At 66.2% G+C, this 25,401-nt stretch carries 25 protein-coding genes and 1 pseudogene; 21 read left to right on the top strand and 5 right to left on the bottom strand.

Translation table 11 applies throughout. The features are described from left to right. Positions 1 to 2: 2 nt before the first annotated feature. On the bottom strand, positions 3 to 944 hold the full coding sequence (gene hemC, locus BUB39_RS10500; protein WP_073053097.1) for a hydroxymethylbilane synthase: 942 nt from the start codon (positions 942 to 944) through the stop codon (positions 3 to 5). Between the two features lie 130 nt (positions 945 to 1,074). Here hemC and tsaD point away from each other — a divergent pair, with 130 nt between their 5' ends. The 7 genes from tsaD (at position 1,075) to acs (ending at position 7,205) form a co-directional block, all read left to right on the top strand. Beyond that, entirely contained in the window at positions 1,075 to 2,166 is a 1,092-nt protein-coding gene (gene tsaD, locus BUB39_RS10495; RefSeq protein ID WP_073053096.1) for a tRNA (adenosine(37)-N6)-threonylcarbamoyltransferase complex transferase subunit TsaD, read from the top strand. Between the two features lie 23 nt (positions 2,167 to 2,189). After that, on the top strand, positions 2,190 to 2,678 hold the full coding sequence (locus tag BUB39_RS10490) for an NUDIX domain-containing protein (protein ID WP_244540221.1): 489 nt from the start codon (positions 2,190 to 2,192) through the stop codon (positions 2,676 to 2,678). Beyond that, positions 2,675 to 3,643 carry an NAD(P)H-dependent glycerol-3-phosphate dehydrogenase gene (locus BUB39_RS10485; protein WP_073053095.1) on the top strand — a complete coding sequence of 323 codons (969 nt, stop codon included), beginning with the start codon at positions 2,675 to 2,677 and terminating at the stop codon, positions 3,641 to 3,643. The genes BUB39_RS10490 and BUB39_RS10485 overlap by 4 nt, the downstream gene beginning before the upstream one ends. An 83-nt stretch (positions 3,644 to 3,726) precedes the next feature. Then, on the top strand, positions 3,727 to 4,005 hold the full coding sequence (locus BUB39_RS10480) for a YciI family protein (RefSeq protein WP_073053094.1): 279 nt from the start codon (positions 3,727 to 3,729) through the stop codon (positions 4,003 to 4,005). 12 nt (positions 4,006 to 4,017) lie between these two features. Continuing rightward, positions 4,018 to 4,437, top strand: coding sequence for an EVE domain-containing protein (locus BUB39_RS10475; RefSeq protein ID WP_073053093.1), 420 nt, complete (start codon positions 4,018 to 4,020; stop codon positions 4,435 to 4,437). Positions 4,438 to 4,508: 71 nt separating this feature from the next. Further along, a complete protein-coding gene (locus BUB39_RS10470) occupies positions 4,509 to 5,114 on the top strand; it encodes a class I SAM-dependent methyltransferase (protein ID WP_425292902.1) in 606 nt (201 codons plus the stop codon). A 138-nt stretch (positions 5,115 to 5,252) separates the two neighbouring features. After that, positions 5,253 to 7,205 (top strand): acetate--CoA ligase, encoded by a 1,953-nt coding sequence (gene acs / locus BUB39_RS10465; RefSeq protein ID WP_073053091.1) that lies wholly within the window; start codon positions 5,253 to 5,255, stop codon positions 7,203 to 7,205. 78 nt (positions 7,206 to 7,283) lie between these two features. On the opposite strand, the gene BUB39_RS10460 is transcribed toward acs, so the two are convergent. Both BUB39_RS10460 and BUB39_RS10455 read right to left on the bottom strand, forming a co-directional pair. Next, entirely contained in the window at positions 7,284 to 7,475 is a 192-nt protein-coding gene (locus tag BUB39_RS10460; RefSeq protein ID WP_073053090.1) for a DUF1674 domain-containing protein, read from the bottom strand. 26 nt (positions 7,476 to 7,501) lie between these two features. Beyond that, positions 7,502 to 8,803 carry an SAM-dependent methyltransferase gene (locus BUB39_RS10455; RefSeq protein ID WP_073053089.1) on the bottom strand — a complete coding sequence of 434 codons (1,302 nt, stop codon included), beginning with the start codon at positions 8,801 to 8,803 and terminating at the stop codon, positions 7,502 to 7,504. A 118-nt stretch (positions 8,804 to 8,921) separates the two neighbouring features. Here BUB39_RS10455 and htpX point away from each other — a divergent pair, with 118 nt between their 5' ends. The 5 genes from htpX to BUB39_RS10430 all read left to right on the top strand — a co-directional run bounded on the left by htpX (position 8,922) and on the right by BUB39_RS10430 (position 16,685). Next, positions 8,922 to 9,869 carry a zinc metalloprotease HtpX gene (gene htpX, locus BUB39_RS10450; protein WP_073053088.1) on the top strand — a complete coding sequence of 316 codons (948 nt, stop codon included), beginning with the start codon at positions 8,922 to 8,924 and terminating at the stop codon, positions 9,867 to 9,869. Then, positions 9,866 to 11,233, top strand: coding sequence for an RsmB/NOP family class I SAM-dependent RNA methyltransferase (locus BUB39_RS10445; RefSeq protein WP_084527229.1), 1,368 nt, complete (start codon positions 9,866 to 9,868; stop codon positions 11,231 to 11,233). The genes htpX and BUB39_RS10445 overlap by 4 nt, the downstream gene beginning before the upstream one ends. Before the next feature lie 148 nt (positions 11,234 to 11,381). Beyond that, entirely contained in the window at positions 11,382 to 13,154 is a 1,773-nt protein-coding gene (locus tag BUB39_RS10440; protein ID WP_073053087.1) for a heparinase II/III family protein, read from the top strand. A gap of 80 nt (positions 13,155 to 13,234) precedes the next feature. Further along, entirely contained in the window at positions 13,235 to 14,851 is a 1,617-nt protein-coding gene (gene purH / locus BUB39_RS10435) for a bifunctional phosphoribosylaminoimidazolecarboxamide formyltransferase/IMP cyclohydrolase (protein ID WP_073053086.1), read from the top strand. A 97-nt stretch (positions 14,852 to 14,948) separates the two neighbouring features. Continuing rightward, entirely contained in the window at positions 14,949 to 16,685 is a 1,737-nt protein-coding gene (locus BUB39_RS10430) for an NYN domain-containing protein (RefSeq protein ID WP_073053085.1), read from the top strand. 43 nt (positions 16,686 to 16,728) lie between these two features. On the opposite strand, the gene phbB is transcribed toward BUB39_RS10430, so the two are convergent. Continuing rightward, complete coding sequence (gene phbB / locus BUB39_RS10425) at positions 16,729 to 17,457, bottom strand: acetoacetyl-CoA reductase (protein WP_073053084.1); 729 nt, start codon at positions 17,455 to 17,457, stop codon at positions 16,729 to 16,731. Between the two features lie 55 nt (positions 17,458 to 17,512). Then, the gene (locus BUB39_RS10420; protein WP_073053083.1) at positions 17,513 to 18,694 is read right to left on the bottom strand and encodes an acetyl-CoA C-acetyltransferase; all 1,182 of its coding nucleotides are present in this window, start codon (positions 18,692 to 18,694) and stop codon (positions 17,513 to 17,515) included. Between the two features lie 288 nt (positions 18,695 to 18,982). Here BUB39_RS10420 and phaR point away from each other — a divergent pair, with 288 nt between their 5' ends. From phaR to rpmA, 9 genes and pseudogenes are all read left to right on the top strand, one after another. Continuing rightward, a complete protein-coding gene (gene phaR, locus BUB39_RS10415) occupies positions 18,983 to 19,576 on the top strand; it encodes a polyhydroxyalkanoate synthesis repressor PhaR (RefSeq protein ID WP_073053082.1) in 594 nt (197 codons plus the stop codon). Positions 19,577 to 19,694: 118 nt separating this feature from the next. Further along, complete coding sequence (locus BUB39_RS10410) at positions 19,695 to 20,084, top strand: YkvA family protein (RefSeq protein ID WP_073053081.1); 390 nt, start codon at positions 19,695 to 19,697, stop codon at positions 20,082 to 20,084. 197 nt (positions 20,085 to 20,281) lie between these two features. Next, a complete protein-coding gene (locus tag BUB39_RS10405) occupies positions 20,282 to 20,797 on the top strand; it encodes an invasion associated locus B family protein (protein ID WP_073053080.1) in 516 nt (171 codons plus the stop codon). 279 nt (positions 20,798 to 21,076) lie between these two features. Further along, positions 21,077 to 22,615: a signal recognition particle protein gene (ffh, locus tag BUB39_RS10400; RefSeq protein ID WP_073053079.1), complete on the top strand. Its 1,539-nt coding sequence runs from the start codon at positions 21,077 to 21,079 to the stop codon at positions 22,613 to 22,615. Positions 22,616 to 22,676: 61 nt separating this feature from the next. After that, positions 22,677 to 23,039 carry a 30S ribosomal protein S16 gene (gene rpsP / locus BUB39_RS10395; protein ID WP_073053078.1) on the top strand — a complete coding sequence of 121 codons (363 nt, stop codon included), beginning with the start codon at positions 22,677 to 22,679 and terminating at the stop codon, positions 23,037 to 23,039. 195 nt (positions 23,040 to 23,234) lie between these two features. Continuing rightward, the gene (gene rimM / locus BUB39_RS10390; protein ID WP_073053077.1) at positions 23,235 to 23,789 is read left to right on the top strand and encodes a ribosome maturation factor RimM; all 555 of its coding nucleotides are present in this window, start codon (positions 23,235 to 23,237) and stop codon (positions 23,787 to 23,789) included. Next, positions 23,786 to 24,490 carry a tRNA (guanosine(37)-N1)-methyltransferase TrmD gene (gene trmD, locus BUB39_RS10385; RefSeq protein ID WP_073053076.1) on the top strand — a complete coding sequence of 235 codons (705 nt, stop codon included), beginning with the start codon at positions 23,786 to 23,788 and terminating at the stop codon, positions 24,488 to 24,490. Before rimM ends, trmD begins: the two co-directional genes overlap by 4 nt. A 181-nt stretch (positions 24,491 to 24,671) precedes the next feature. Beyond that, a pseudogene (gene rplU, locus BUB39_RS10380) lies at positions 24,672 to 24,974 on the top strand (50S ribosomal protein L21); the annotation flags it as partial. Between the two features lie 120 nt (positions 24,975 to 25,094). Next, entirely contained in the window at positions 25,095 to 25,367 is a 273-nt protein-coding gene (gene rpmA / locus BUB39_RS10375; RefSeq protein WP_073053074.1) for a 50S ribosomal protein L27, read from the top strand. The last annotated feature ends 34 nt before the right edge of the window (positions 25,368 to 25,401 follow it).

Genomic DNA, 25,401 nt, shown 5'->3' with positions numbered 1-25,401 from the left:
CGTCAGGCGTCCGCGCGGAAGAAGGCGGTGCCGCCGCGGCTGATCAGTTCGCCCGCGGCGTCGAAGCCGAGCCGGGCGGCATCGGCGACCGACCCTTCCAGCCGGACCGATTCGGACTGCCGGCCATCGGGCGAGAGCACCATGCCGCGGAACGTGACGACGCCCCCTTCGATGGTGGCGAGGCCACCGATCGGTGTCCGGCAGGAACCGTCGAGCCGTGTCAGGAAAGCGCGTTCGGCGCTCAGCGCGATTTGCGTCGGCTCGTGATTGATGCGGGCGACGAGGCCACTGGTGCGCTCGTCGCCAATTCGAGTCTCGATCGCCACGGCGCCCTGCCCGCAGGCGGGAAGGAAATCGTCAGGCTCGATGATCGAGGTTGCATGCGCTTCGAGGCCGAGCCGCTTCAGGCCGGCCAGCGCCAGCAGCGTGGCATGCGCGACGCCATCGGCGAGCTTCTTCAGCCGCGTCTCGACATTGCCGCGAAACTCGACCGGTTTGAGGTCCGGCCTGAGGCTGAGTGCCATCGCGCGACGGCGGAGCGAGGACGTGCCAAGCACTGCGCCTTGCGGAAGCTCACGAAGCGTCGTCGCCACGGGCGAAAGAAAGGCGTCGCGCACATCCTCGCGGGGCAGAAAAGCCGAGAGTTCCAGCCCTTCGGGCAGAGCCGTCGGCATGTCCTTCGACGAATGAACCGCGAGATCGATGCGGCCAGCGATCAGCGCTTCCTCAATCTCCTTGGTGAACAGACCCTTACCGCCCGCTTCCGAAAGTGGCCGATCCTGGATGCGGTCGCCGGAGGTGCGGATCACCTCGATCTCGATCTCGTCCGGATCGACACTGTAGAAGGATGCGATCCTTGCGCGCGTCTCGTGCGCCTGGGCCAGCGCCAGCGGGCTGCCGCGCGTGCCAATGCGAAGGAGCGGAGCGGAAGGGGCGGATTGCACGCGGTCGGCTCCGGATGCTAGGTGGGCGGGATTGATCGGCGCGCAGTCTAGTCGCTCCCTCCGACGATGGAAGGGGCTGCGGCAATCGGGACGGCGGCGCCAGCCACTCCCCGTCGAAAGGCACGCCCTCGTGACTGCCGGCCAGCTCGTTTTGGGCATCGAGACCAGTTGCGACGAGACCGCGGCCTCCGTCGTGCATCGGAGCGACGATGGTCGTGGCATGATCCGCTCCAATATCGTGCTGTCGCAGATCGCGGATCATGCGGCGTTCGGCGGCGTCGTGCCGGAGATTGCGGCGCGCGCGCATGTCGAGGCGATCGATGCTGTCATCGAGGCGGCGCTGGCCGAGGCCGGAGTCGGGTTTGCCGATCTCGATGCCGTTGCCGCGACCGCCGGCCCAGGCCTCATCGGCGGCGTCATCGTCGGCCTAACGACGGCCAAGGCGATCGCCTTCGCGGCCGAACTGCCGCTGCTCGCCGTCAATCACCTCGAGGGACATGCGCTGACGGCGCGGCTGACCGATGCTGTCGCGTTTCCCTATCTGCTGGTGCTCGTATCGGGCGGCCATACGCAGATCCTGCTGGTGCGCGGCGTCGGCGCCTATGAACGCTGGGGCACGACGATTGACGATGCGCTCGGTGAAGCGTTCGACAAGACCGCCAAGCTGCTCGGACTGCCCTATCCCGGAGGCCCAGCGGTGGAGCGTTCAGCGGCGAGCGGTGATGCATCGCGCTTCACGCTGCCGCGCCCCATGTTCGGCCGTGCCGGCGCCGATTTTTCCTTCTCCGGCCTCAAGACGGCGGTGCGTCAGGCCGCCGAAGCCGCCGCGCCGCTTTCGGACGGCGATGTCGCCGATCTCGCGGCCGCATTCCAGGCGACGGTTTCAGCGGTAGTCGCGGATCGGATCGCTCATGCGCTCGACCGTTTCCGTGCCGAATTCCCCGCGATCGCTGTGCCGGTGCTGGTGATCGCGGGCGGCGTCGCGGCCAATCGTGCGCTTCGTTCCGGCCTGGCGGCTGAAGCGGAGGCGCGCGGCTTCCGCCTCGTCGCGCCGCCGCTCGCACTCTGCACAGACAATGGTGCGATGATCGCCTGGGCGGGTGCGGAGCGACTGGCGCTTGGTCTTGCCGACGGGCTCGACGCGCCGGCGCGGCCGCGCTGGCCCCTCGATACCGTTGCGCTGCCGATGATCGGTTCCGGCATGAAAGGTGCCAAGGCATGAGCGAAGGCATGAGGGAGACACCCGTGCGAAAGCCGCGTCCGGAAATCCGCTTCCGCCGTAAGGTTGTCATCTACGCGACCTGGCATGAGAAGCTGCTTATCTTCACCGAGCCGGACTTTCCCGAGGTCGGCGTGCAAGTGCCCGGGGGCACGGTCGAGGATGGCGAAGAGCTCGAAGCGGCTGCGCGGCGTGAATTGCTGGAAGAGACGGGTCTCGCGCCGCCCGGCGCTTTCGAGCCGCTCGGCGAGATGACCTATGTCTTCCAGTCGGAGACGTTCGAGCGCGGCGCCGTCCGCTTCCAGCATCACCGTACCTTCTTCCATGTCGCGCTCGATGACGTTGCCGCCGAGAATTGGGCGTGGACGGAGCAGACGCCGGATGGTGGCGGCCCGCCGATCCGCATGGCGTTTTCCTTTGTGCCGCTCCTCCCGCCGCCGGTGCTGTTCGGGCGGCTCGATGCCTTGTTGCCTGAACTGCTGGTCAGGCTCGACCTTGAGGTTCCGGGCCGATGAAGCTTGAGCGCATCGCCGTTGTCGGGGCTGGGGCCTGGGGCACTGCGCTGGCGTTGGCTGCCCATCGCGCGGGGCGGGAGGTGACGCTCTATGGACGCGACGTCAGCGACATCCACGCGACCGGCGAGAACCGCGAGCACCTGCCAGGCATTGCGCTGCCGCCCGACATGGCGGTGACGGATCGGCTTGGTGATGTCATCACCGCCGATGCGATTCTGATCGTCACCCCGACGCAGACGGTGCGCAGCGTTGTGGCCGGGCTTGCCGGCATCGCCGACGACACGCCAGTGGTGCTCTGCGCCAAGGGGCTGGAGCGCGGCACCGAGCTCAGGCCGACCGAGGTGCTGGAGCAGGCGTTGCCGCCGGCGGCGCCGGCCGTCCTGTCGGGGCCCAGCTTCGCCGTCGATGTGGCGCGCGGCCTGCCGACGGCCGTGACCATCGCCGCCGCCGAACCGAAGCTGGCCATGGCACTTTGCCAGGCGCTCGGCTCGTCCAGCTTCCGTCCCTATGCCGAAACCGACATGATCGGCGTCGAGGTTGGCGGTGCCTTCAAGAATGTGCTGGCGATCGCAGTCGGCATCGTTGCGGGACGGGCTCTTGGTGCCAGTGCCGCCGCGGCGCTGACGGCGCGCGGCTTCGCCGAGTTGAGACGGATCGGCGCGGCGCTGGGCGCGCGGCCAGATACCTTGATGGGTCTTTCGGGGCTCGGTGATCTCGTCCTCACCTGCTCCTCGCCGCAGTCGCGCAATTTCTCCTACGGCTTGGCTCTTGGCCGGGGCGAGGTGCCGGCTCATGTCCTGGTGGAGGGCGCCGCGACAGCTGCCGTGGCACGCGCGCTCGCCCTGCGTCTCGGCGTCGATATGCCCATCACGGCGCAGGTGGCGGCGGTGGTCGAGGGTGAGATCGATATTGACGGCGCGATGGCCGCCCTGATGAGCCGGCCACTGAAGCACGAGACGGAATAGAGGCTGCCGCCATTCGCCTTTCGGGCTCTTTACCAGCCCGAAAGGCGCACCTAACGTGCGGCGGACCTTTCGGAGACGTCCCCATGCATTTCGTTGCCATCCTCACCGATCATGACGGCGCGCTCGAGAAGCGCGTCGCGACGCGCCCGGCGCATCTCGACTGGCTCAAGACGGCGCCCGTGCCGATCGCCGGCCCGTTTCTCGACGCCAAGGGCGACATGGTCGGCTCGATGCTGATCGTCGAGGCCGAGGACGAGGCGGCGGCGCGGGCGTTGCTTGCCGAGGATCCCTATGCCAAGGCAGGCCTGTTCAAGTCGGTCGAAGTCAAGGCGTGGCGCTGGGGCTGGGGCAAGCCGGCCTGAGGAGCATTCGCCATGGCGCATTGGCTGTATAAATCCGAGCCGGACACATTCTCCTTCCAGGACCTCGTCGCCAAAGGTGAGGCCGGGCAGGAGTGGGACGGCGTCCGCAACTATCAGGCGCGCAACCATATGCGCGCCATGAAGGTCGGCGATCGGGGCTTCTTCTACCATTCCAACGAAGGCAAGGAGATCGTCGGCGTCGTCGAGGTGGTCAAGGAGATCCATCCCGATTCGACCGATGACAGCGGCACCTGGGAATGCGTCGATATCCGCGCGGTCGGGCCGGTGAAGACGCCGGTGACGCTGGTCGCCGCCAAGGCCGAGTCGCGGCTCAAGGGCATGGCGCTTGTTTCCAATTCGCGCCTCTCGGTGCAGCCCGTGACCGACGCGGAATGGGATATCGTCTGTGAGATGGCGGGCATCTCACCCTGACCCGGCCAAGCGGCGCCGTCCCCGACGACGCGGCTGCCCGCATTCGTTTCATCCAGGCGGAGACGCGGCTCTTGCCGGTGCCGCATGTGCCCGAGATCCGGCTCTGGCAGGCCGATGACGCGACACTGCTTTGGCAGCGGAGCGAGGACGAGATCGGCGTCATTGGCGCTGCGCTGCCGTTTTGGGCCTTTGCCTGGGCCGGCGGGAGGGGTCTTGCCCGCCATGTGCTCGACCACCCGGGACTGGTACGCGGTCGCCGCGTGATCGATTTCGCGGCGGGGTCGGGGCTGGTCGGCATCGCCGCGGCGCTTGCCGGCGCAAGCTCCGTGACATCGGTGGAGATCGATCCTTTCGCGATTGCGGCGATCGCCCTCAACGCCGCGGCCAATGGCGTCGAAGTGTCGCCGATGATCGGTGATCTCGTCGGGTCGGCCGTGGATGCCGATGTCATGCTCTGCGGCGATATCTTCTACGACCGCGCGATGACGGCGGCGATCCTGCCCTGGCTCCGGGAACTCGCCGCGTCCGGCGTGACGGTCGTGGTCGGCGACCCCGGTCGCAGTTACCGGCCCGGGAGTGGTACGATCCTTCGCGCGGCCATCACGGTGCCCGTCGAAGCGGCGCTGGAGGATTCAGACGAGAAGGCCGTCGACATTCTGACGATCCTTCCGGCCTGACACTGCCGAAGGCCTGCGACAGCGCGCCCCTGCCGTCGCCGCGCGGCGTTGTTGCGGCTTCGGCGCGGAACGGATTAAGTGACCAACGGAGGTTGCCGCACTCGCAGGCGTGCGCGGGCGCGGATGAGGGAGGATAGAATGCACGAGATCATCCATGCGGTCCCCAGCGAGTGGGCCGCCTCGGCGCATGTCGACATCAACACCTATCAGGACATGTATCGCCGCTCGGTCGAGGATCCCGACGGATTCTGGCGCGAGCAGGCGGCGCGGCTCGACTGGATCAAGCCGTTCACGAAGGTCAAGAACACGTCCTTCGCCCCGGGGAATATCGATATCCGCTGGTTCGAGGACGGCACGCTCAATGTCGCGGCGAACTGCCTAGACCGTCATTTGGCGACACGCGGCGACAAGGTCGCGATCCTCTGGGAAGGTGATGATCCCTCCGAGAGTCGTTCAATCACCTATCGCGAGCTACATGCCGAGGTTTGCCGCTTCGCCAATGTCCTGAAGGCGCTCGGCGTCTCGAAGGGCGACCGCGTCACGATCTACCTGCCGATGATTCCCGAGGCGGCAATGGCGATGCTCGCCTGCGCCCGTATCGGTGCGATCCATTCCATCGTGTTCGGTGGCTTTTCGCCGGACAGCCTCGCCGGGCGCATCGGAGACTGCCGCTCGACGCTGGTGATCACGGCCGACGAGGGACTGCGCGGCGGCAAGAAAGTGCCGCTGAAGCACAATACCGATTCGGCGCTCACCAAGACCATCGGCGACGAGAAGGTGCTGGTCATCCGCCGCACCGGTGGCGAGGTCGCGATGCATGCCGGCCGCGACTTCTGGTACCATGAGATGGCGGCGACGGTGTCCGACGCGTGCCCGCCGGAGGAGATGAGCGCGGAAGACCCGCTGTTCATCCTCTACACCTCCGGCTCGACCGGGCGGCCGAAAGGCGTGCTGCACACCACCGGCGGCTATCTGCTGCATGCGGCGATGACGCATGAACTGGTGTTCGACCTGAAGGAGAACGACATCTTCTGGTGCACGGCCGATGTCGGCTGGGTCACCGGGCACAGCTATATCGTCTATGGGCCGCTCGCCAATGGCGCGACCTCGCTGATGTTCGAAGGTGTGCCGAACTACCCGACCAATGCCCGCTTCTGGCAGGTGATCGACAAGCACAAGGTGACGATCTTCTACACGGCGCCGACGGCCATCCGCGCGCTGATGCAGGCGGGCGACGGTCCCGTCAAGTCTACGTCGCGCGCCTCGCTGCGCCTGCTCGGTTCAGTCGGCGAGCCGATCAATCCCGAGGCGTGGGAGTGGTATTACCGCGTCGTCGGCGACAACCGGTGTCCGATCGTCGACACGTGGTGGCAGACCGAGACCGGCGGCCACCTGATCACGCCAATGCCCGGCGCGACGCCCTTGAAGCCAGGCTCGGCCTCCTGGCCGTTCTTCGGCGTGCAGCCGGCGATCGTCGATGCCGAAGGTCAGATCATGGAGGGGGCCTGTGAGGGCAATCTCGTGATCCTCGATGCCTGGCCGGGCATGATGCGCACGGTCTATGGCGATCACGAGCGCTTCGAGCAGACCTATTTCTCCGCCTACAAGAACATGTATTTCACGGGTGACGGCTGCCGGCGCGATGCCGATGGCTATTACTGGATCACCGGTCGCGTCGACGACGTCATCAATGTCTCGGGTCACCGAATGGGCACCGCCGAAGTCGAGAGTGCCCTCGTTGCGCATTCCGGCGTTTCGGAAGCGGCCGTCGTCGGCTACCCGCACGACATCAAGGGGCAGGGCATTTATGCCTATGTCACGCTGATGGCGGGCGTTGCACCAAGCGATGCGCTACGCAAGGAACTCGCCGGGTGGGTGCGCAAGGAGATCGGGCCGATCGCGACGCCGGATCTCATCCAGTTCGCGCCGGGCCTGCCGAAGACGCGTTCGGGCAAGATCATGCGCCGTATCCTCCGCAAGATCGCCGAGGACGAGTTCGGCGCGCTCGGCGACATCTCGACGCTCGCCGACCCGGCGGTGGTCGAGGACCTGATCGCCAACCGGCAGAACCGGAAGAAGGAAGTCGTTTGACGGAAAGGGCAGGGCATCGGTTCCGGTGCCCTTGCCTGCCTTTTGCATGATGCCGCCGATGGTCCAGGAACTGATCGCTCAGAAGTCGCTGGCGATGCCCTTGTTTTCCCAGTCGCCATAGCGGATCGGCTCGGGCCCTTCGCGCCCGAGAATCTCGCGCGGACGCTGGCTGGCGGCGTCGATCTCAGTGCGGCGCGCCTTCGCTTCGGCGAGTGCGCGTTCGGCCGCCGGGCTGAGCGGCCGCGCCGGCGTCTCGTTGGGTTCCGTCATGACAGCGCCTCCTAATCGCGGGTTCTTCAGCCGATATAGAGATCGGCGCGCGTCGGCGGGAGACCCGACGGGCCGCGCTGGCGACGCGAGGCGAGCGTCTGGTTGATCGTCACCGAATTGCGCTGGAAGGCGACCGAGCAGCCGGCGATATAGGCAAGCCACAGCCGCGTCTTCACTTCCCCAACTTCGGCGACCGCTTCATCATAGCGAGCCAGGAGGCGATCGTGCCAATGGCGCAGCGTGTGCTGGTAATGCTCGCGCCAGCCCTCGACATCGTGCACCTCGAAGCCGTAGCGCTCGAGATTGGCGACCGACATGCCGAGATGATCGAGTTCGCCGCCCGGGAAGATGTAGCGGCGGATGGCGGCATATTCAGGATTGGTGCGGCGGAAGGCCTTCTCGGTCCGCTTGGCCGGCCGGGCGATGGCGTGGTGCAGATAGAGCCCGCCGGGCTTCAACAGGCGGTGCACGGTCTGGAAATAGGTCGGATAGTTCGGAATGCCGACCTGCTCGAACATGCCGATCGAGGCGATCTTGTCGAACTGGCCCTGAACCTGCGTGTAATCGCGCAGTTCGAAGCGGATCCTGTCCTGCAGCCCGAGCCGGGTCACCTTCTCGCGGGCAAAGACATATTGCTCGTCGGCCAGCGTCACGCCGACGGCGTTGACGCCGTAATGCTGTGCAGCATGGCAGACCAGAGCACCCCAGCCGGAGCCGATATCGAGCAGCGTCTCGCCGGGCTGGAGGCGCAGCTTCCGGCAGATCATGTCGAGCTTGTCGCGCTGCGCGGTGGCGATGTCGTTGCCCCAGTCGCGGAAATAGGCGCAGGTGTAGACCATCTCCGGATCGAGGAAGAGCGCGTAGAAGGCGTTGGAGACGTCGTAGTGATAGTGGACGTTCTCCTTGTTGGCGGTCTCGCTGCCGTCGCGTTGCGCCTTGTCGCCACGGATCGCCTCGAGCGGCCAAGGGCCGCCGCGGGAGCGGAAGATGAAATCGCCGAGGGAACGCAGCACCAGTTTCTTGTCGAGCGCGCGGCGCACGTCACGGCTGCGGATCTTCGGGCGCTCGGCGACGAGATCGAACAGCGTGCCGTTCAGAAGGTCGAGTCGCCGGGTGACATAGAGATTGAGTAGCGTGTCGATCTTCGGCTTGCGGAACAGCGCCGCGATCACTCCCTCGTCGGCGATGGCGATCGTCAGCGCGTCGGGCGAGGCATCTGCCGGGATGGTGGTTCCATCCCAGAGGCGGAAGGCGAGGGATACGCCGAGCGTTTCGCGAATATGGGCGATCAGTGCCTTGAGGCGCTCGAACCGTGCCGTCGTCGTCATCTCAGAACCCCCGCCGGCGCCGTCCACGCGCCTTTCCCAGCCTTGCCCACGACTTCATGCACTACCATCATATGGGGGTCACACAAGAGGGAGGCCGCCCGACTGGCGGCTCTGTCGCATGAACATGATGCGGACCGCCATGCTGATCGCGGCCCTGACCGCCCTTTTCATGGCGGTCGGGTATCTGGTCGGCGGACAGTCGGGCATGCTGATCGCGCTCGCAATTGCGGCGGCGATGAATGTCTTCAGCTATTGGAACGCCGATCGCATGGTGTTGTCGATGTACGGCGCCCGCGAGGTCGACGAACGGACCGCGCCGCAGTATTACGGCATCGTCCGCGACCTCGCCGCCCGGGCCGGCCTGCCGATGCCCAGGGTCTACATCATCGATTCTCCCCAGCCCAACGCCTTCGCCACCGGCCGCAATCCGCAGAACGCAGCGGTTGCAGCGTCCGCGGGGCTGCTCCAGACGCTCAGCGCCGAAGAGGTCGCCGGCGTCATGGCGCATGAACTGGCGCATGTGAAGAATCATGACACGCTCACGATGACCATCACCGCGACGATCGCTGGCGCGGTCTCGATGCTGGCCAATTTCGCCTTCTTCTTCGGCGGACATCGCGATGAGCGCAGTCCGCTCGGAGCGTTCGGCGCCATCGCTGCGGCCCTTCTGGCGCCGATCGCCGCAATGCTGGTGCAGATGGCGGTGAGCCGGACGCGCGAATATTCCGCAGACCGGCTTGGCGCCCAGATCTCTGGCAATCCGCGCGCGCTCGCCTCGGCCCTCTCGAAGATCGCCGGCAGCGCGGCGCATGTTCCCAATCCCGCCGCCGAGGCCAATCCGGCCACGGCGCATCTCTTCATCATCAATCCACTCTCGGGGCAGCGGATGGACAACCTCTTTTCGACCCATCCGGCGACTGAAAACCGCATCGCGGCGCTGATGGAACTCGATCGCACCCAGCGGTCACAGCCAAGTTCCAGCGCCGGTCGTGTCGGCCTGCCCGGCGGCTTCGGCAACCGGCGGACGGCAGCCCCCGCTTCGCCGCGCCGGGGACCCTGGGGTTGAGCCCGCGTCCGGCGGCGGCCAAATCCGATCGTTCCAAGGGCGGCAAGCGTCCCCCGGTGAAGCTGGCGCCAGGAGTGGCGGCGCGGGTCGCAGCGATCGCCGCCGTGCATGCCGTCTTCGCCGAGCACCATCCGGCCGACAGCGTCCTTGATGATCCGCACGGCCCCTTTTCGAGCCTCGACCAGCGCGAGCGGGCCCTTGCCCGCGCGATCCTCGGCATTTCGCTGCGTCGGCACGGCCAAATTGTCGATGCGCTCGGCCGTTTCCTCGAAAAGAGCCTGCCGCGCAAATCGGGGCATCTCGCCGCGATCCTGCATGTCGCCGCGGCGCAGATCCTGTTCATGGATGTTGCCGATCATGCGGCAGTATCGATCGCCGTCGATCTCGCCAGCCAGGACCATGACGCGCGCCACTTCAAGGGTCTCGTCAATGCCGTGCTGCGTCGGCTGACCGAGGGGCGTGACGCGATCCTCGCCAGCCAGGACGAGGCGGTGCTGAACACGCCGGACTGGCTCGCTGCCGGCTGGACGAAGGCCTATGGCGCAGAGACGGCGCGGGCCATCGCCATTTCTCATCTTGAGGAGCCGGCGCTCGATCTGACCGTCCGCTCCGAGCCGGCACTTTGGGCCGAACGACTCGAGGGCGCCGTGCTGCCGACTGGCAGCGTGCGTCTTGTCGCGCATCGCTCGATCGAGGCGATGCCAGGCTTCGCCGAAGGTGCCTGGTGGGTACAGGACGCCGCCGCGGCCCTGCCGGCCCGTCTCCTCGGTGCCGTCGAGGGCAAGAATGTTGCGGATCTCTGCGCCGCGCCAGGCGGCAAGACGCTGCAGCTCGCGGCGCGCGGCGCGAAGGTTACAGCCGTCGATATCTCCATCGACCGACTGCATCGCGTGCGGCAAAATCTCGATCGCATCGGCCTCGATGCCGAGCTTGTTGCGGCTGACATCCTCGACTGGCAGCCCGGCAGGACCTTTGACGCGATCCTTCTCGACGCGCCCTGCTCCTCGACCGGTACCATCCGCCGCCATCCGGACGTTGCCCTCCTGAAGCGGCCGGCCGACATTGCATCGCTCGCCAAGCTGCAGTCCGAACTCATTGCGCGCGCGGCTGATCTCCTGGAGCCTGGTGGCGTGCTCGTTTATTCGACCTGCTCGCTTGAGCCGGCCGAGGGCGAGATCCAGGTTCAGCGGGCGCTCGCCAAGCTGCCGCTTCGGCTGTCGCCGATCAATCCTGCCGAAATCGGCGGGCTCACGGAACTCTGCCGCAGCGGTTTGCTGCGTAGCCTGCCGACGGACCTCCCCGCGGTCGAGCCGCGCATGGGCGGGCTCGACGGCTTCTTCGCGGCGCGGTTCGTGAAAACTTAGCGAAAAGTGGATCAGACTACGGCTGGAGACGGCAGCTTCCGGCGGCAAGGGCGGTTCAATTCGCTTGAGGCCGCCGATAGATTGCTTCATCCCGTCTCGGGACGATTCGCATGTCCGCGCCGCGCGCGGCGGAAAGGAACCTATCGGCATGGCATTTGGAAGTGAGGCGGGGCAGGGCCGGCTCGTCCGGTTCGCGCTGGCTTCGGCCTGGCGACGCTCCCGCTATGCCTTCCATTCCGGCGTGCTCTATCGCTGGCGCCATCTCGGCCCGGTTCCGGACCGCCTGCTGATCGCGCCGACGGATCTGAGAACCGCCGATCCGACCATTGCGCATGATATCTATGCCGGCCGCTATGTCTTCAGTGGCGAGGCGGTCGATGTCGCAGGGTTCTCGGTGTTCGAGATCGAGGCGCCGTCACGGTCCTGGGCCGCCGCGCTGCACGGGTTCGGCTGGCTTCGGCATCTGCGCGCCTCGGAGCTGACGGTGTCGCGCTCCAATGCGCGGGCGTTGATCGACGAGTGGATCCGCTTCCAGAAGAGCCACGATCCGGTTGCTCGCGACCCTGTCGTGACGGCGCGCCGCATCGCGTCATGGCTCGCCCAGACGCCGCTGGTCCTCGAAGGGTGCGATCACGGCTTCTATCGCCGCTTCATGCGCGCCTTGACCCGGCAGGTGCGACAGCTGCGCCGCGTCGTGCATGACGTGCCGCCCGGACGGCCGCGCCTTGCCGTCACCATGACGCTGGCCGCGGCGGCGCTCTCACTTGCCGACCAGAACCGGTTTGTCCGCCAGGCCTCGCGGCTCGTCGATCAGGAACTGGCGCGGCAAGTCCTTCCAGATGGCGGCCATGTCGGTCGCAATCCCGCCGCTGTGCTCGATATCCTCGTCGACCTGCTGCCGCTGCGCCAGGCCTTCACGGCGCGCGGGCTGCAGCCGTCGCCGGCGCTGCTCGGCGCCATCGACAGAATGATGCCGATGCTGCGGTTCTTCCGCCTTGGCGACGGCTCCTTCGCCAAATTCAACGGCATGGGCGAGACTCAGCTCGGCCTGCTCGCGACGGTCCTTGCGCATGACGACGCGCGCGGTTCGCCGCTGCGAAATGCGCCGCATTCGGGGTATCAACGGCTGGAAGCGGGCGAGACCATCATCGTCATGGATACGGGCGCAGCACCGGTGCCGGCGTTGTCGGCCGAGGCGCATGCTGGCTGCCTTTCCTTCGAGATGAGCATCGGACGCCAGCCACTGGTAGTGAATTGCGGCATTCCGGGGCCGAACGCCCTGGCTCTCCGGCGTCTTGCCCGCACGACGGCGGCGCATTCGACGGTGACGCTCAACGACACCTCGTCCTGCCGCTTCCTGACCGGCGGTCTCCTTGCCGGCCGCCTTGGCGAGATCATCATCGCCGGCCCTGGCATGGTCGAATCGTCGCGGCAGGAGGAGCGCGGCCAGACATTCGTGACCGCGGCGCATGACGGCTATGTCGGCCGCTTCGGCATCCGCCACGAGCGGCGGCTGTTCCTGCCGCGCGAGGGGACGCGGCTTGACGGCGTCGACAGCTTCACGAGCCCGAATGGCGGTCCGGTGGCGCGCGGCGGCAAGGATGGATTTGCGATCCGCTTCCACCTGCACCCAGCCGTGAAAGCCAGCCGGATCAAGGCTGGACAGGCGGTACTGCTGGTGCTGCCCGATGGGTCGGGTTGGGAGTTCGAGGCTGCCGGCCATGACGTGCTGATCGAGGAAAGCATCCGTCTTTCCGACATCCGCGGCAGCCGCCGTGCGGAGCAGATCGTCGTCTATGGCCGCGCGATGCATGCCGATGCCGTGCACTGGCATTTCGAGAAGGTTGCCGAGGGCGGACCGCGCCGACGTTCTGAAGCCGGCGAGACCGAAATGCTCGGCTTCGACGAGGGCGATGCCTGACGCGCAAGGGGCTGTACACGGCGCGAAATCATGCTATCGCGCGCCGGTCCCCAAGGTTCCGTTGTTTCTGCGAGGTCATGATGGCTGTGCCGCCCCCGAAGGTCGATCTGCCCGACCTCGTCCCGATGAAGCGCGCGCTTTTCTCCGTGTTCGACACGACCGGCGCGCTCGATCTCGCCAGGGCGCTGCATGAACGCGGCGTCAAGCTGTTCGGCACCGGCTCGACAGCCAAGGCGATCGTCAGTGCCGGCCTCCCGGTGATCAACATCGCCGACCTCATCGGCTTTCCCGAAATCCTCGGCGGCCGCGTCAAGACGCTGCACCCCAAGGTGCATGGCGGCCTGCTGGCCCTGCGCAACGATCCGGTCCACGCCGCCGAACTCATCGAGCACGGCATCGAGCCGTTCGATCTCGTCGTCTCCAATCTCTATCCGTTCGAGAAGACGATCGCGGCGACCACCGACTTTGCCCATATCGTCGAGAATATCGACATCGGCGGCCCGGCCATGACGCGTGCTGCCGCCAAGAACCACGGCTTCGTGGCGATCCTGGTTGATCCGGCCGACTACGGCGCGCTGCTCGAGACGCTGGTCGCGCATGACGGCGCAACGCCGCTCGCCTACCGCAAGCGCCTCGCTGCCAAGGCCTTCGCCCGCACGGCCGCCTATGACGCCGCCGTCTCGACGTGGTTTGCGGCAGCGCTCGACGAGCCTGCGCCTGCCTGGCGGAGCCTTGGCGGGAAGCTGGCGGAGACTTTGCGCTATGGCGAGAACCCGCATCAGCGGGCTGCCTTCTATGTCACCGGCGAGCAGCGGCCGGGCGTCGCCACCGCGCGGCAATTGCAGGGCAAGCAGCTCTCCTACAACAATATCAACGACACCGACGCCGCCTATGAGCTTGTGGCGGAGTTCGATCCGGCGCTCGCCCCTGCCGTTGCGATCATCAAACATGCCAACCCCGCCGGCGTCGCGACCGGCGCCAGCCTCGCTGAAGCCTATGAGCGGGCTCTGCTCTGCGATCCGGTCTCGGCCTTTGGCGGCATCGTCGCGCTCAACCAGACACTCGACGCCGACGCGGCGCGCAAGATCGTCGAGATCTTCACCGAGGTGATCATCGCGCCCGATGCCACCGAGGAAGCGATCGCAATCGTCGCGGCGAAGAAGAATCTCCGCCTGCTGGTCGCCGGCGGACTGCCCGATCCGCGGGCATCCGGCCTCACATTCCGCTCCGTTGCCGGCGGTTTCCTGGTGCAGGATCGGGATGCGGGCCATGTCGCGGCGGCCGATCTCAAGGTGGTCACCAAGCGGCAACCCACGGCAGCCGAAATCGCCGATTTGGTCTTTGCCTTCCGCGTCGCCAAGCATGTGAAGTCGAACGCCATCGTCTACGCCAAGAATGGCGCCACGGTTGGCGTCGGGGCCGGCCAGATGAGCCGCGTCGATTCCTCCACTATCGCCGCGCGCAAGGCAGCGGAGGCGGCCAAGGCGGCGGGTCTTTCCGAGAGCCTCGCCATTGGCTCGGTGGTCGCGTCCGACGCTTTCTTCCCCTTTGCCGACGGCCTTCTTGCCGCAGCGGAAGCCGGCGCCACGGCCGTGATCCAGCCCGGCGGCTCGATGCGCGATGATCTCGTCATCGAAGCTGCGGACGCGGCCGGCCTTGCCATGGTGTTCACGGGTGTCCGGCATTTCCGGCATTGACGCTGCCGGCCAAGGGGACCAAGGTTCGGCCCGATTGGCCGGCCGCCCCTCCGCCTTTGGGGGGTGAAACCGGCAGAAGATCCGACCGGGAGCGTTCATGACCGATTTGCTGAAGACTGTTCTCTTCATCGACTATGACAGTCTGCATCTCGCTCTTCATGCGCGCGATCCCGCCCTCGCGCGCCGGTTCGCAGCGCGGCCCGGCGCACTTCTGGAGGCGGTCGAAGCCGGGACACTGATCGATTCGGATCAGCTCGGTCAGGCGAAGCGGCGCGTTTTGATGCGCCGCTGCTATGCCGATCCGCGCTCGCTCGGCAAGGCGCGCGACAGCTTCGTCGCGCAAGGTTTCCAGATCGTCGATTGTCCGACTCTCCCTGGCCGCGAGCGCAATTCGGCGGAGGTGCAGATCACGATCGATACGCTGGATGCGCTCGGCCATACGACGGCGTTCGACGAGTTCATCCTGCTCGGCGCCGATACTGATTTCACGCCGCTTATCTATCGCCTGCGCGCCCACAACCGCGCCGCGACCATCTTCGCGACGGCCGCGACCGCTGGCAGCTATCGCGCGATTGCCGACGGCATTTTGGAAGAGCGAGTGCTGACCGCGCTGCTCGCGGGCCTCGAAGGCGCCGACACGGCGGATGAGGACGAGGAGGATGAGGTTGCCGCGCGGCAGGCGTCCGGCCGCGAGGATCTCGCCGCTCTGGCGCGCCGCATCCACAACGCGACCAATGTCCCGCTGTTTTCGCCCAAGGTCTATGCCGAGCTCTTCGGTGCGCTGACCGCCGAGATCGCTGAACATGGGTATCACTTCCTTGATACGGCGGAGAATGTCGCCGGCCGGCTGATCGCGGGCGGGCGCAAGGCCTCGCGTCGGCAGATCGCCTTTGTCGTCAAGGGCCTTGCCCTCAAGGGCCATGTCTTCTCCGAAAACGACACGCCGCAGCGGCTGGCCGATGTCTTCCGCGAGCAGGTGATCTACCTCGCCCGCCATGCCGGGATCGAGATCGATCCGCGCGTCGAGCGCCAGGTGCATGCCTGGATCGCCGGTGGCAGCCTTGTCGCCGAGCCGACAGTCGTTCCGCCGCTGGCCGAAGTGCCGCCTGCAGAGGCCGACGTGGCGGTGACGGAAGGTCCTGCGCCGATCCTCGCGTCGCCCGATCCTGTCGCCGCGACCGTTGCTGCCGAAGCCGTGGTGATGGCCGGGCCGGTTGTCGCGGAGGCGTCGGATATCGACCTCGTCGATGAGGATGCTTCCGGAGAAGCCGTTGACGAGGTCGAAGTCGAGCCTGTCGAGGCTGAGCCCGTCGTCCAGGCGGTTGATGATGCGATCCTTCCAGCGGAAGTCGACGCGTCGGTGGACCACGTCCCGGACAGCGACGAGGATCTTGTCGCGCTTGCCGATGCTGCCGACGAGGAGGGCGACGAGGCCGAGGACGGTGTCGCCCCGGACGTCGAGATCGAGCCGGCTCCCGTTCGCGCCGCCCCGGCCGTGCGGCCGCCCGTGCCGCGTGCACCCGGACAGAGAAATGGCGCCCGCCCAGCCGAGACGCCGCTCGATCCTTTTGAAAGCTCGCTGCTCGCGGCGATTGCCGAGGCGGTCCAGGCCGTCGAGCCCGGGCGTGCCGAAACCGCGCCGCCCGTCGTGGTGCCTGATGTAAGGATAGAGCCGCGGCTCGAAGGCGCACCGACACCGACCGTCACGCCGAAGGATACGCCGGCGTCGGAAGCGAAAAGTGCGGTCGAAGCGGAAGTCGACGCCGATATCGGCGACGAGATCCAGCGCATTCTCTCTGCCTATAACCAGAACCGGAAGCCGGCGGGCGGCTGAGTCGTCACGCCGGAATTGATTGAGTCCCGGCTGAACGGCTGGGTCAGCCGTTCGCCATATACTGCCCACCATTGATGGTGAGCACGGCGCCGGTCATGAAGGCGCTGGCGTCCGAGGCGAGATAGGCGACAAGCGCCGAAATCTCGTCGGCCTTGCCGAGCCGTCCGACCGGGATCTGCGCAATGATGCCCTCCAGCACCTTCTCGGGCACGGCGGCGACCATGTCGGTATCGATATAGCCCGGGCAGATGCAGTTGACGGTGATGCCCTTGCGGGCGTTTTCCAGCGCCAATGCCTTGGTGAAGCCGATGACGCCGGCCTTGGCCGTCGAATAGTTCACCTGACCGAGCTGGCCCTTCTGGCCGTTGATCGAGGAGATATTGATGATGCGGCCGAAGCCTCGGTCGCGCATGCCTTCGATCACGGGGCGCGTCATGGAGAACATTGAGCCGAGATTGGTCGCGATTACCTGCGACCAGGCGGTGTGGTCCATTTTGTGAAACCAGCCGTCGCGGGTGATGCCGGCATTGTTGACCAGCACGTCGACGGGGCCGACCTCGCTTGTGACGGCAGTAACCCCATTGGCGCAGGCGTCTGGATCGGCAACGTCCCACTGGAAGACGGCGATGCCGGTCTCGGCCTTGAAGGCATTCGCCTTTTCGACATTGCCGGCGAAGGTGGCCGCAACCGTGTAGCCGGCCGATTTGAGGCCGGTGGCGATGGCGGCGCCGATACCGCGCGTGCCGCCCGTGACGAGCGCAACTCTACCCATCGTGATGTTTCCCCCGTGATTGAGGCCGGTTGACCCGGCCGTCGAATGGCTGTGCTCAGCGCTCGACGGTGAGCGCTATCCCCATGCCGCCGCCGATGCAGAGGGTCGCGAGGCCTTTCTTGGCATCGCGGCGCGCCATCTCATGCAGCAGCGTGACCAAGATGCGAGCGCCGGATGCGCCGATCGGATGGCCGATGGCGATCGCGCCGCCATTGACGTTGACCTTGGCCGGATCCCAACCCAGGCCCTTGTTGACGGCGCAGGCCTGCGCGGCGAAGGCCTCGTTGGCCTCGACGAGGTCGAGATCGTCTTTCGACCAGCCGGCCTTCTCCAAAGCCTTCTTCGAGGCCGGGATCGGACCGGTGCCCATGACACTCGGATCGACGCCGGCAGTCGCCCAAGAAGCGATGCGGGCCAGCGGCGTGATACCGCGGCGCTCGGCCTCGGCGGCTGTCATCAGCACGAAGCCGGCGGCGCCGTCATTGAGGCCCGAGGCATTGGCGGCGGTGACGGTGCCATCCTTGGCGAAGGCAGGGCGAAGCTTGGCGACCGCCTCCAGCGTCGTGCCGGCACGGATGTGTTCATCGCTCTCGATTGTCACGTCGCCCTTCTTGCCCGAGATGACGAAGGGGATGATCTCGTCCTTGAAGCGGCCGGTCTTCTGCGCGGCCTCGGCCTTGTTCTGCGAGGCGACCGCGAATTCGTCCTGCTGCTCGCGGCTGATCTGGAATTCGCGGGCCACGTTCTCTGCGGTCACGCCCATGTGGTAGCCATTGAAGGCGTCCCAGAGCCCGTCCTTGATCATCGTGTCGATGAGGTTCAGGTCGCCGAACTTGGTGCCGGCGCGCATATGGGCGGCATGGGGTGACAGCGACATCGATTCCTGGCCACCCGCCACGATGATCGACGCATCGCCGGTCGCGATCTGCTGCATGCCGAGCGCGACGGCGCGCAGCCCTGAGCCGCAGACCTGGTTGAGGCCCCAGGCGGTGGTCGAAATCGGGAGACCGGCGGCGATGGAAGCCTGGCGGGCCGGGTTCTGACCCTGTGCCGCGGTCAGGACCTGGCCGAGAATGACCTCGTCGACCTCGCCGGCCTCGACGCCGGCCCGTTCGAGCACGCCCTTGATGACGGCGGCGCCGAGCTGGTGTGCGGGCGTATTGGCGAAGCCGCCATTGAAGGCACCAACGGCCGTGCGGCCCGCTGCTGCGATGACAATGTCGTTCTGATGAGCCATGCCTCGTCTCCCGTTTCCTGCGGCCGATCCGGCGGTATCGGCATGATCGAGGATATGCCGCGATCCAAGACCGGGCCGGCAGCGCTGTCAACCGAGGGCAAGACTCGTCCCTTGTTGCGGCGCATCGTGTGCGCAGCAAAGCTGCAGCAATGCAATGCACAAATCGTTGGCGGCGCGCCGAAAAAGTCCCTATCCTCCGGTTGCGGGGAGGAGTTTCTGTCGCATCGGCGTAGAGCCGGTCGATGCCGGCGAGCTGCCGGTCGCGCGACGGTCATCATGGGAGTAGGCATGGCCAAGGATCAAGAACCGACGACGATCAAGAAGTACGCGAATCGTCGCCTCTACAATACCGGCACCTCAACTTACGTCACGCTCGAAGATCTTGCGGTGATGGTGAAGACTGGCGAAGACTTCGTGGTTTTCGATGCGAAGTCGGGTGAAGATATCACGCGGTCGGTTCTGACCCAGATCATCTTCGAGCAGGAAAACAAAGGCCATAATCTACTGCCGATCACATTTCTGCGGCAGTTGATCCGCTTTTATGGCGATTCGATGCAGAATTTGGTTCCAACATATCTCGACTTCTCGATCGACAGCCTGACGCGCGATTCCGACAAGCTGCGCGGCCAGATGGCTAATGCCTTCGGCCCGAGTGCCTTCACGGCGATCGAGGAGACGGTGCGTCGCAACACCGAGATGTTCGAGCAGGCGATGCGCATGTTCCTGCCGTTCAGCGGCGGGCGCGGCGATCTGCCGGCGTCGCCTGTTGGTGGACGTGTCGAGCCAAAGACGGAGGCGCGCGTCGACGGCGAATTCGACACGCTCAAGCGCCAGCTCGACGAGATGCAGAAGAAGATCGACCAGCTCGCCGGCAAGGGCTGAGCACCGGGTCTCCGAGCTTCGGCATCGATCACTGATCGCGTGCCGTTGTGCGGGACGCAAAGCTTCCTACATCATGCCGGTACGGCCGTTTGGCCGCATCTGGCGAAGGAAGACTGCGATGGCGCGGCCGCTGTTCGGCGAGATACTCGGCAAGGGGAATGCAGCCGGCAAGGACCATGGCGCGCGCGAGGAGCGCGTGCGCCGGGACTTCTGGAAGGTGCTGCGCCGCGGTGCTCGCAACATTCCGTTCGCTGAGGATGCGGTCGCAGCCTATTTCTGCGCTTTCGACACCAATACGCCGTTTCGCGTCCGCGCGATGCTGATTGCGGCCTTGGCCTATTTCGTGATGCCGATCGACGTGGTTCCGGATTTCCTCGCCGGCATCGGCTTTGCCGACGACGCGACCGTGCTGATGACCGCGCTGACGATGCTCGGCTCGCATCTGAAGCCGGTCCACCGCGAGGCGGCGCGGCGCGCGCTCGCCGGCGAGGATGCCGGCCGGGCCTGACGCATCGCGCGGCGCGCGGCGCTGGACGCGACAGTCACAGTATTGCCCCAATGACCGGACCAATTCGTAGGCGCCCCGCAGTTGCGGCGGCATCTGGTTTGGTTCACGAAATGTTAAGCTGCAATTTGCAGTTTGAGGCATGGGAGCGCGCGATATCCGGTCGGGCGCGGGGCGGCTGGTCATTGGGTGGATTGAAAATGAATGTATTGAGGATCGCGACTGCCGTGCTGATCGCCGCCGGCACCATCGGCGTTGCCGAAGCGCAGACCCCGAACCGCGTCGGGACCTTCAAGGACTGGAGCGCCTACGCCTATGCCGACAAGAAGGGCAAGGTGTGCTACGCGGCCTCGCAGCCCAAGAGCCAGAAGCCGGACGGCCTCAACCGCGACCCGGCTTATTTCATGATCACGGCCCGCCCGGCCGAGAATGTGAAGAGCGAAGTGTCTGTGATCATCGGCTATCCGTTCAAGGAAGGCTCGAAGGTTACGATCGACATCGACGGCCAGAAATTCGCGATGTTTACCAAGGACGACGGCGCCTGGGTCGAGAACGCTGCCGAGGAGACCTCGCTGCTGGCGGCCATGCGCAAGGGCCACGCGATGTCGGTCTCCGGGACGTCGAAGCGCGGGACGGTGACGACAGACGCCTATTCCCTCGCTGGCATCTCGGCCTCGCTCGACGCCGTTATCAAGAACTGCCCGGTCGCGCGCTGAGCCGCGCCGATCGTCCAGCGGCAGAGCGGGCAGCGCATCGGCGTTGATGTTGCTCTCCTTCACAAGGCCGGTCCCAGCGTTCCGCTCGGCCGGCCTTGATTGACTTTGCCGCCGCTTCCACGTAGAAGCCGCGGTCATTCGCGAAGAGGTTTCCTCCGAGCCGCCGACCGGACCTGAGAGTCCGGAGGTCAACGTCCGCCAGCGCGTCGCGCCCGCGGGCGGCGATCGCCATTGTCCATTCGGCGGATCGGTCACGATCCCTTTGAGGAAAAGGTTCCGATGTTCGACACCCTGTCCGAGCGCCTCTCAGGCATTTTCGACAAGCTCACCCGCCGCGGTGCGCTGTCGGAGGCCGATGTCAACGAGGCCATGCGCGAGGTGCGCCGTGCGCTGATCGAGGCGGACGTCGCGCTTGATGTCGTGCGCTCGTTCACCGACAAGGTGCGCGCCCGCGCCGTCGGTGCCGACGTCATCCGCTCGGTCACGCCCGGCCAGATGGTCGTCAAGATCGTCCATGACCAGCTCGTCGAGATGCTCGGCTCCGAAGCCGAGCCGATCGACCTCAATGCCCCGGCCCCGGTCGCGATCATGATGGTCGGCCTGCAGGGCTCGGGCAAGACAACGACTTCGGCCAAGATCGCGCGACGCCTGACGCAGCAGCAGAAGCTCAAGGTGCTGATGGCCTCGCTCGACGTGCGCCGTCCGGCCGCGCAAGAGCAGCTCCGCATCCTCGGCCAGCAGAATTCCATCGATACGCTGCCGATCGTCGCCGGCCAGTCGCCGACCGATATCGCGACGCGCGCGCAGCAGGCCGCGCGGCTCGGCGGCTATGACGTCGTCATCCTCGACACTGCCGGCCGCACGCATATCGACGAGCCGCTGATGATGGAGATGGCCGACATCAAGGCCATCGCCAAGCCGCACGAGATCCTGCTCGTCGCGGACAGCCTGACCGGCCAGGACGCCGTCAATCTGGCGCGTTCCTTTGATGAGCGTGTCGGCATCACTGGCATCGTGCTGACCCGTACGGATGGCGATGGCCGCGGCGGTGCCGCGCTTTCAATGCGCGCCGTGACCGGCAAGCCGATCAAGCTGCTCGGCACGGGCGAAAAGTCCGACGCGCTGGAGGATTTCCATCCCGGCCGCGTCGCCAACCGCATTCTCGGCATGGGCGACATCGTCTCCCTCGTCGAGAAGGCGGCGCAGAATATCGACATGGAGCAGGCCGCCAAGGCGGCCGAGAAGATGCGCAAGGGCATCTTCGATCTCGACGATCTGGCCGACCAGTTCCGGCAGATGGAGAAGATCGGCGGCATGTCGGGCATGCTCGGCATGATGCCGGGCGTCGGCAAGATCAAGAAGCAGATGGAAGGCGCCAATCTCGACGATGGCATGATGAAGCGGCAGATCGCCATCATCTCGTCGATGACCAAGGCCGAGCGCCGCAATCCCGATATCCTCAAGGCCAGCCGCAAGAAGCGCATCGCCGCCGGCTCGGGTACCAAGGTCGAAGAGATCAACCGACTGCTCAAGATGCATCGCCAGATGGCCGACATGATGAAGGCCATGGGCAAGCAGAAGGGCGGGGGCATGCTCGGCAAGATGATGGGCGCGCTCGGCGGGGGCGGCATGGGCGGCATGCCCAACATCAATCCAGCCGAACTCGAGAAGCTCGCCAAGCAAATGGGTTCCGGCGCGCCTGTCCTGCCCAAGGGCCTTCCGGGTAGCCCTGGTATGCCTGCGGGATTGCCTGGTCTCGGCAACCGGCTGCCGGGTCTTGGCGGTGGTTTCCCCGGCTTCCCCGGAAAGAAGAAATAACGGCGCTGCGGCGTCTCGCTATTCGATTGAAGACACTCAGAACGATACCGAAAGGAAGACAATGTCCCTCAAGATCCGTCTCGCCCGTGCTGGCGCCAAGAAGCGTCCGTTCTACCGCATCGTCATCGCCGACGCCCGTTCGCCGCGCGACGGCCGCTTCATCGAGCGTATCGGCTCGTTCGACCCGATGCTCTCCAAGGACAATGAGAAGCGCGTCGTGCTCGACATCGAGCGCGCCAAGCATTGGCTGTCGGTCGGCGCGCAGGCAACCGATCGCGTCGAGCGTTTCCTCGACGCAGCCGGCCTCCTGAAGCGCGAAGCGCGCAACAATCCGGAGAAGGCCGTGCCCGGAAAGAAGGCCCAGGAGCGCGTCGCCGAGCGCGCCAAGAAGGCCGAGGCCGCTGCTGCCGCCACCGCCGAGTAGTGGGTTTTGCGATCGTCTCCGGTGCCTCGCAATGTGGCTCCGGGCCTGATCGTAGTCTTCGTGCGATTGCCGGGCTTGACCCGGCAATCCTGCTTATGAAGGCGCCAGCGCAGCGAAGGATCGGGCTTTAGCCCGACCGCGTTGCAGGCGTGGCGATCGGAGCCGCCGGTTGCCTTGCATGCCAGGGATATCCGCATGGCTGACGACAACCGCGTCATTCTCGGCCAGTTCGGTGCCGCGCATGGCATTCGCGGCGAGGTGAAGCTCCAAGCCTATACCGAGGATCCGCTCGGCGTCGCCGATTACGGCCCGGTGACGCTCGACGACGGCCGCGTCGTCGAGTTCATTTCGGTGCGTCCGCAGGGCGAGGGTATCGTCGCGCGCGTCAAGGACATCGGGGATCGCACCGCCGCCGAGACGCTGCGCAACCGGCGTTTTTCCGTCGATCGGTCGGTCCTGCCGACGATCGATGAGGAGGACGACTTCTACTATGCCGATCTCGTCGGGCTGCGCGCCGAGCTTGCCGACGGCGCGTCCTATGGCAGCGTCGTCGCGATGCAGAATTTCGGCGCCGGCGACCTGATCGAGATCATGCCCGCGCCGGGAGGCCGGAGCTTCTACCTGCCCTTTACCCGCGCCGTCGTGCCGGTCGTCGATATTGCCGGCGGCCGGATCGTCGTCGAGCCGCCGCCCGAAATCGAGGCGCGGCAAGACGATGATGGCGAGGCCGGCGCCGAGGACGAGGCGTGAGCGCGCCGGCGCCCCGTTCGCCCTTCGCGGCGAGCGTGCTGACGCTTTATCCCGAGATGTTTCCCGGACCGCTGGGCCTTTCGCTGTCGGGGCGGGCGCTCGCTGAAGGTCTCTGGTCGCTGGAGGCGCTCGACATCCGTGCCCATGCGACGGGCAGGCATCGCAATGTCGACGACACGCCGGCTGGCGGTGGCCCCGGCATGGTCATGCGGGCCGACGTCGTGGCGCGCGCGATCGATGCTGCCTCTCCGGCAGGGGACACGCGGCCTCGCATCCTGATGAGCCCGCGCGGCCGGCCGCTCGACCAGCGGCGCGTGCGCGATCTTGTCGAAGGGCCGGGCGCCTTGATCCTCTGCGGCCGTTTCGAGGGCGTCGATGAACGGGTGATCAAGGCGCGAGGCCTCGAGGAGATCTCGATCGGCGATTATGTGCTCTCAGGCGGCGAGCTCGGCGCGATGGTGCTGCTCGATGCCGTTGTCCGCCTGTTGCCGGGCGTGATGGGCGCGGCTGATTCGGGCTCTGAAGAGAGCTTCGAGGGTGGCCTGCTCGAATACCCGCATTACACGCGGCCGCGCGAATGGGAGGGGCGGAGCATCCCGCCGACGCTGCTTTCCGGAGACCACGCGGCGATCGCCCGCTGGCGCCGCACTGAGGCTGAACGGATCACCCGCGAGCGTCGTCCAGACCTGCTCGATCGCTGAGCATCTCGTCGCCATCCGCAGAAAACCGCGGGGTTCCGGCCGTTTCTGGGTTGACAGATAGGCCTCCCGCCGTATAACAGCGACCGATCTCGGCGTGTCGAAAGACGGCGCCGTTATTACCCAATGAACCTGACTGAAGAAGCTCGCCCTTCGAGGCGCGGCTGAACAACTGGAAAGAACAATGTTCGCAGTCATCAAAACCGGCGGCAAGCAGTATCGCGTTGCCGCCAACGACCAGCTCGAAGTCGAGCTTCTGACCGGCGAAGCCGGCGATACGGTTTCCTTCGACGAGGTGCTTCTCGTCGGCGGCGAGGACGGCACCACCATTGGTGCGCCGACCGTCGCTGGCGCCAGCGTTTCGGCCGAGATCGTCGACCAGATCCGCACGCGCAAGATTCTTGTGTTCAAGAAGCGTCGGCGCCAGAATTCGAAGCGCAGCCGCGGCCATCGGCAGAGCCTCACGGTCGTCAAGATCACCGGGATCAAGATGGCCTGAAGCGAGAGCTTCGAAGGCAAGCCCAGGATTTTCATGGCTCCGGCCCGTTAGGGCACCCGTGAGCCGCGCATCGCGCAAGCGATGCACCAGTCAGATTGGAGTTCGATCATGGCACACAAGAAGGCAGGCGGTTCCTCGCGCAACGGCCGTGACTCGGCCGGCCGCCGTCTCGGCGTGAAGAAGTTCGGTGGCGAGTCCGTCATTTCGGGCAACATCATCATTCGTCAGCGCGGCACGCAGTGGCACCCAGGCACTGGCGTTGGCCTCGGCAAGGATCACACGATCTTCGCCGTGACGGATGGGAATGTCGCGTTCCGCCGTAAAGCCAATGGCCGCATCTACGTGTCCGTCGCCCCGACGGCGGTGGAGGCTGCAGAATAAAACCGGCCCTTCCCATGGAACGCCGGTGTCGCAT

It is taken from the genome of Kaistia soli DSM 19436 (genome assembly GCF_900129325.1).
Lineage (GTDB): Bacteria > Pseudomonadota > Alphaproteobacteria > Rhizobiales > Kaistiaceae > Kaistia > Kaistia soli.
The sequence above is the reverse complement of the archived record's forward strand: the minus strand, read 5'-3'. Positions and strand labels throughout refer to the sequence as shown.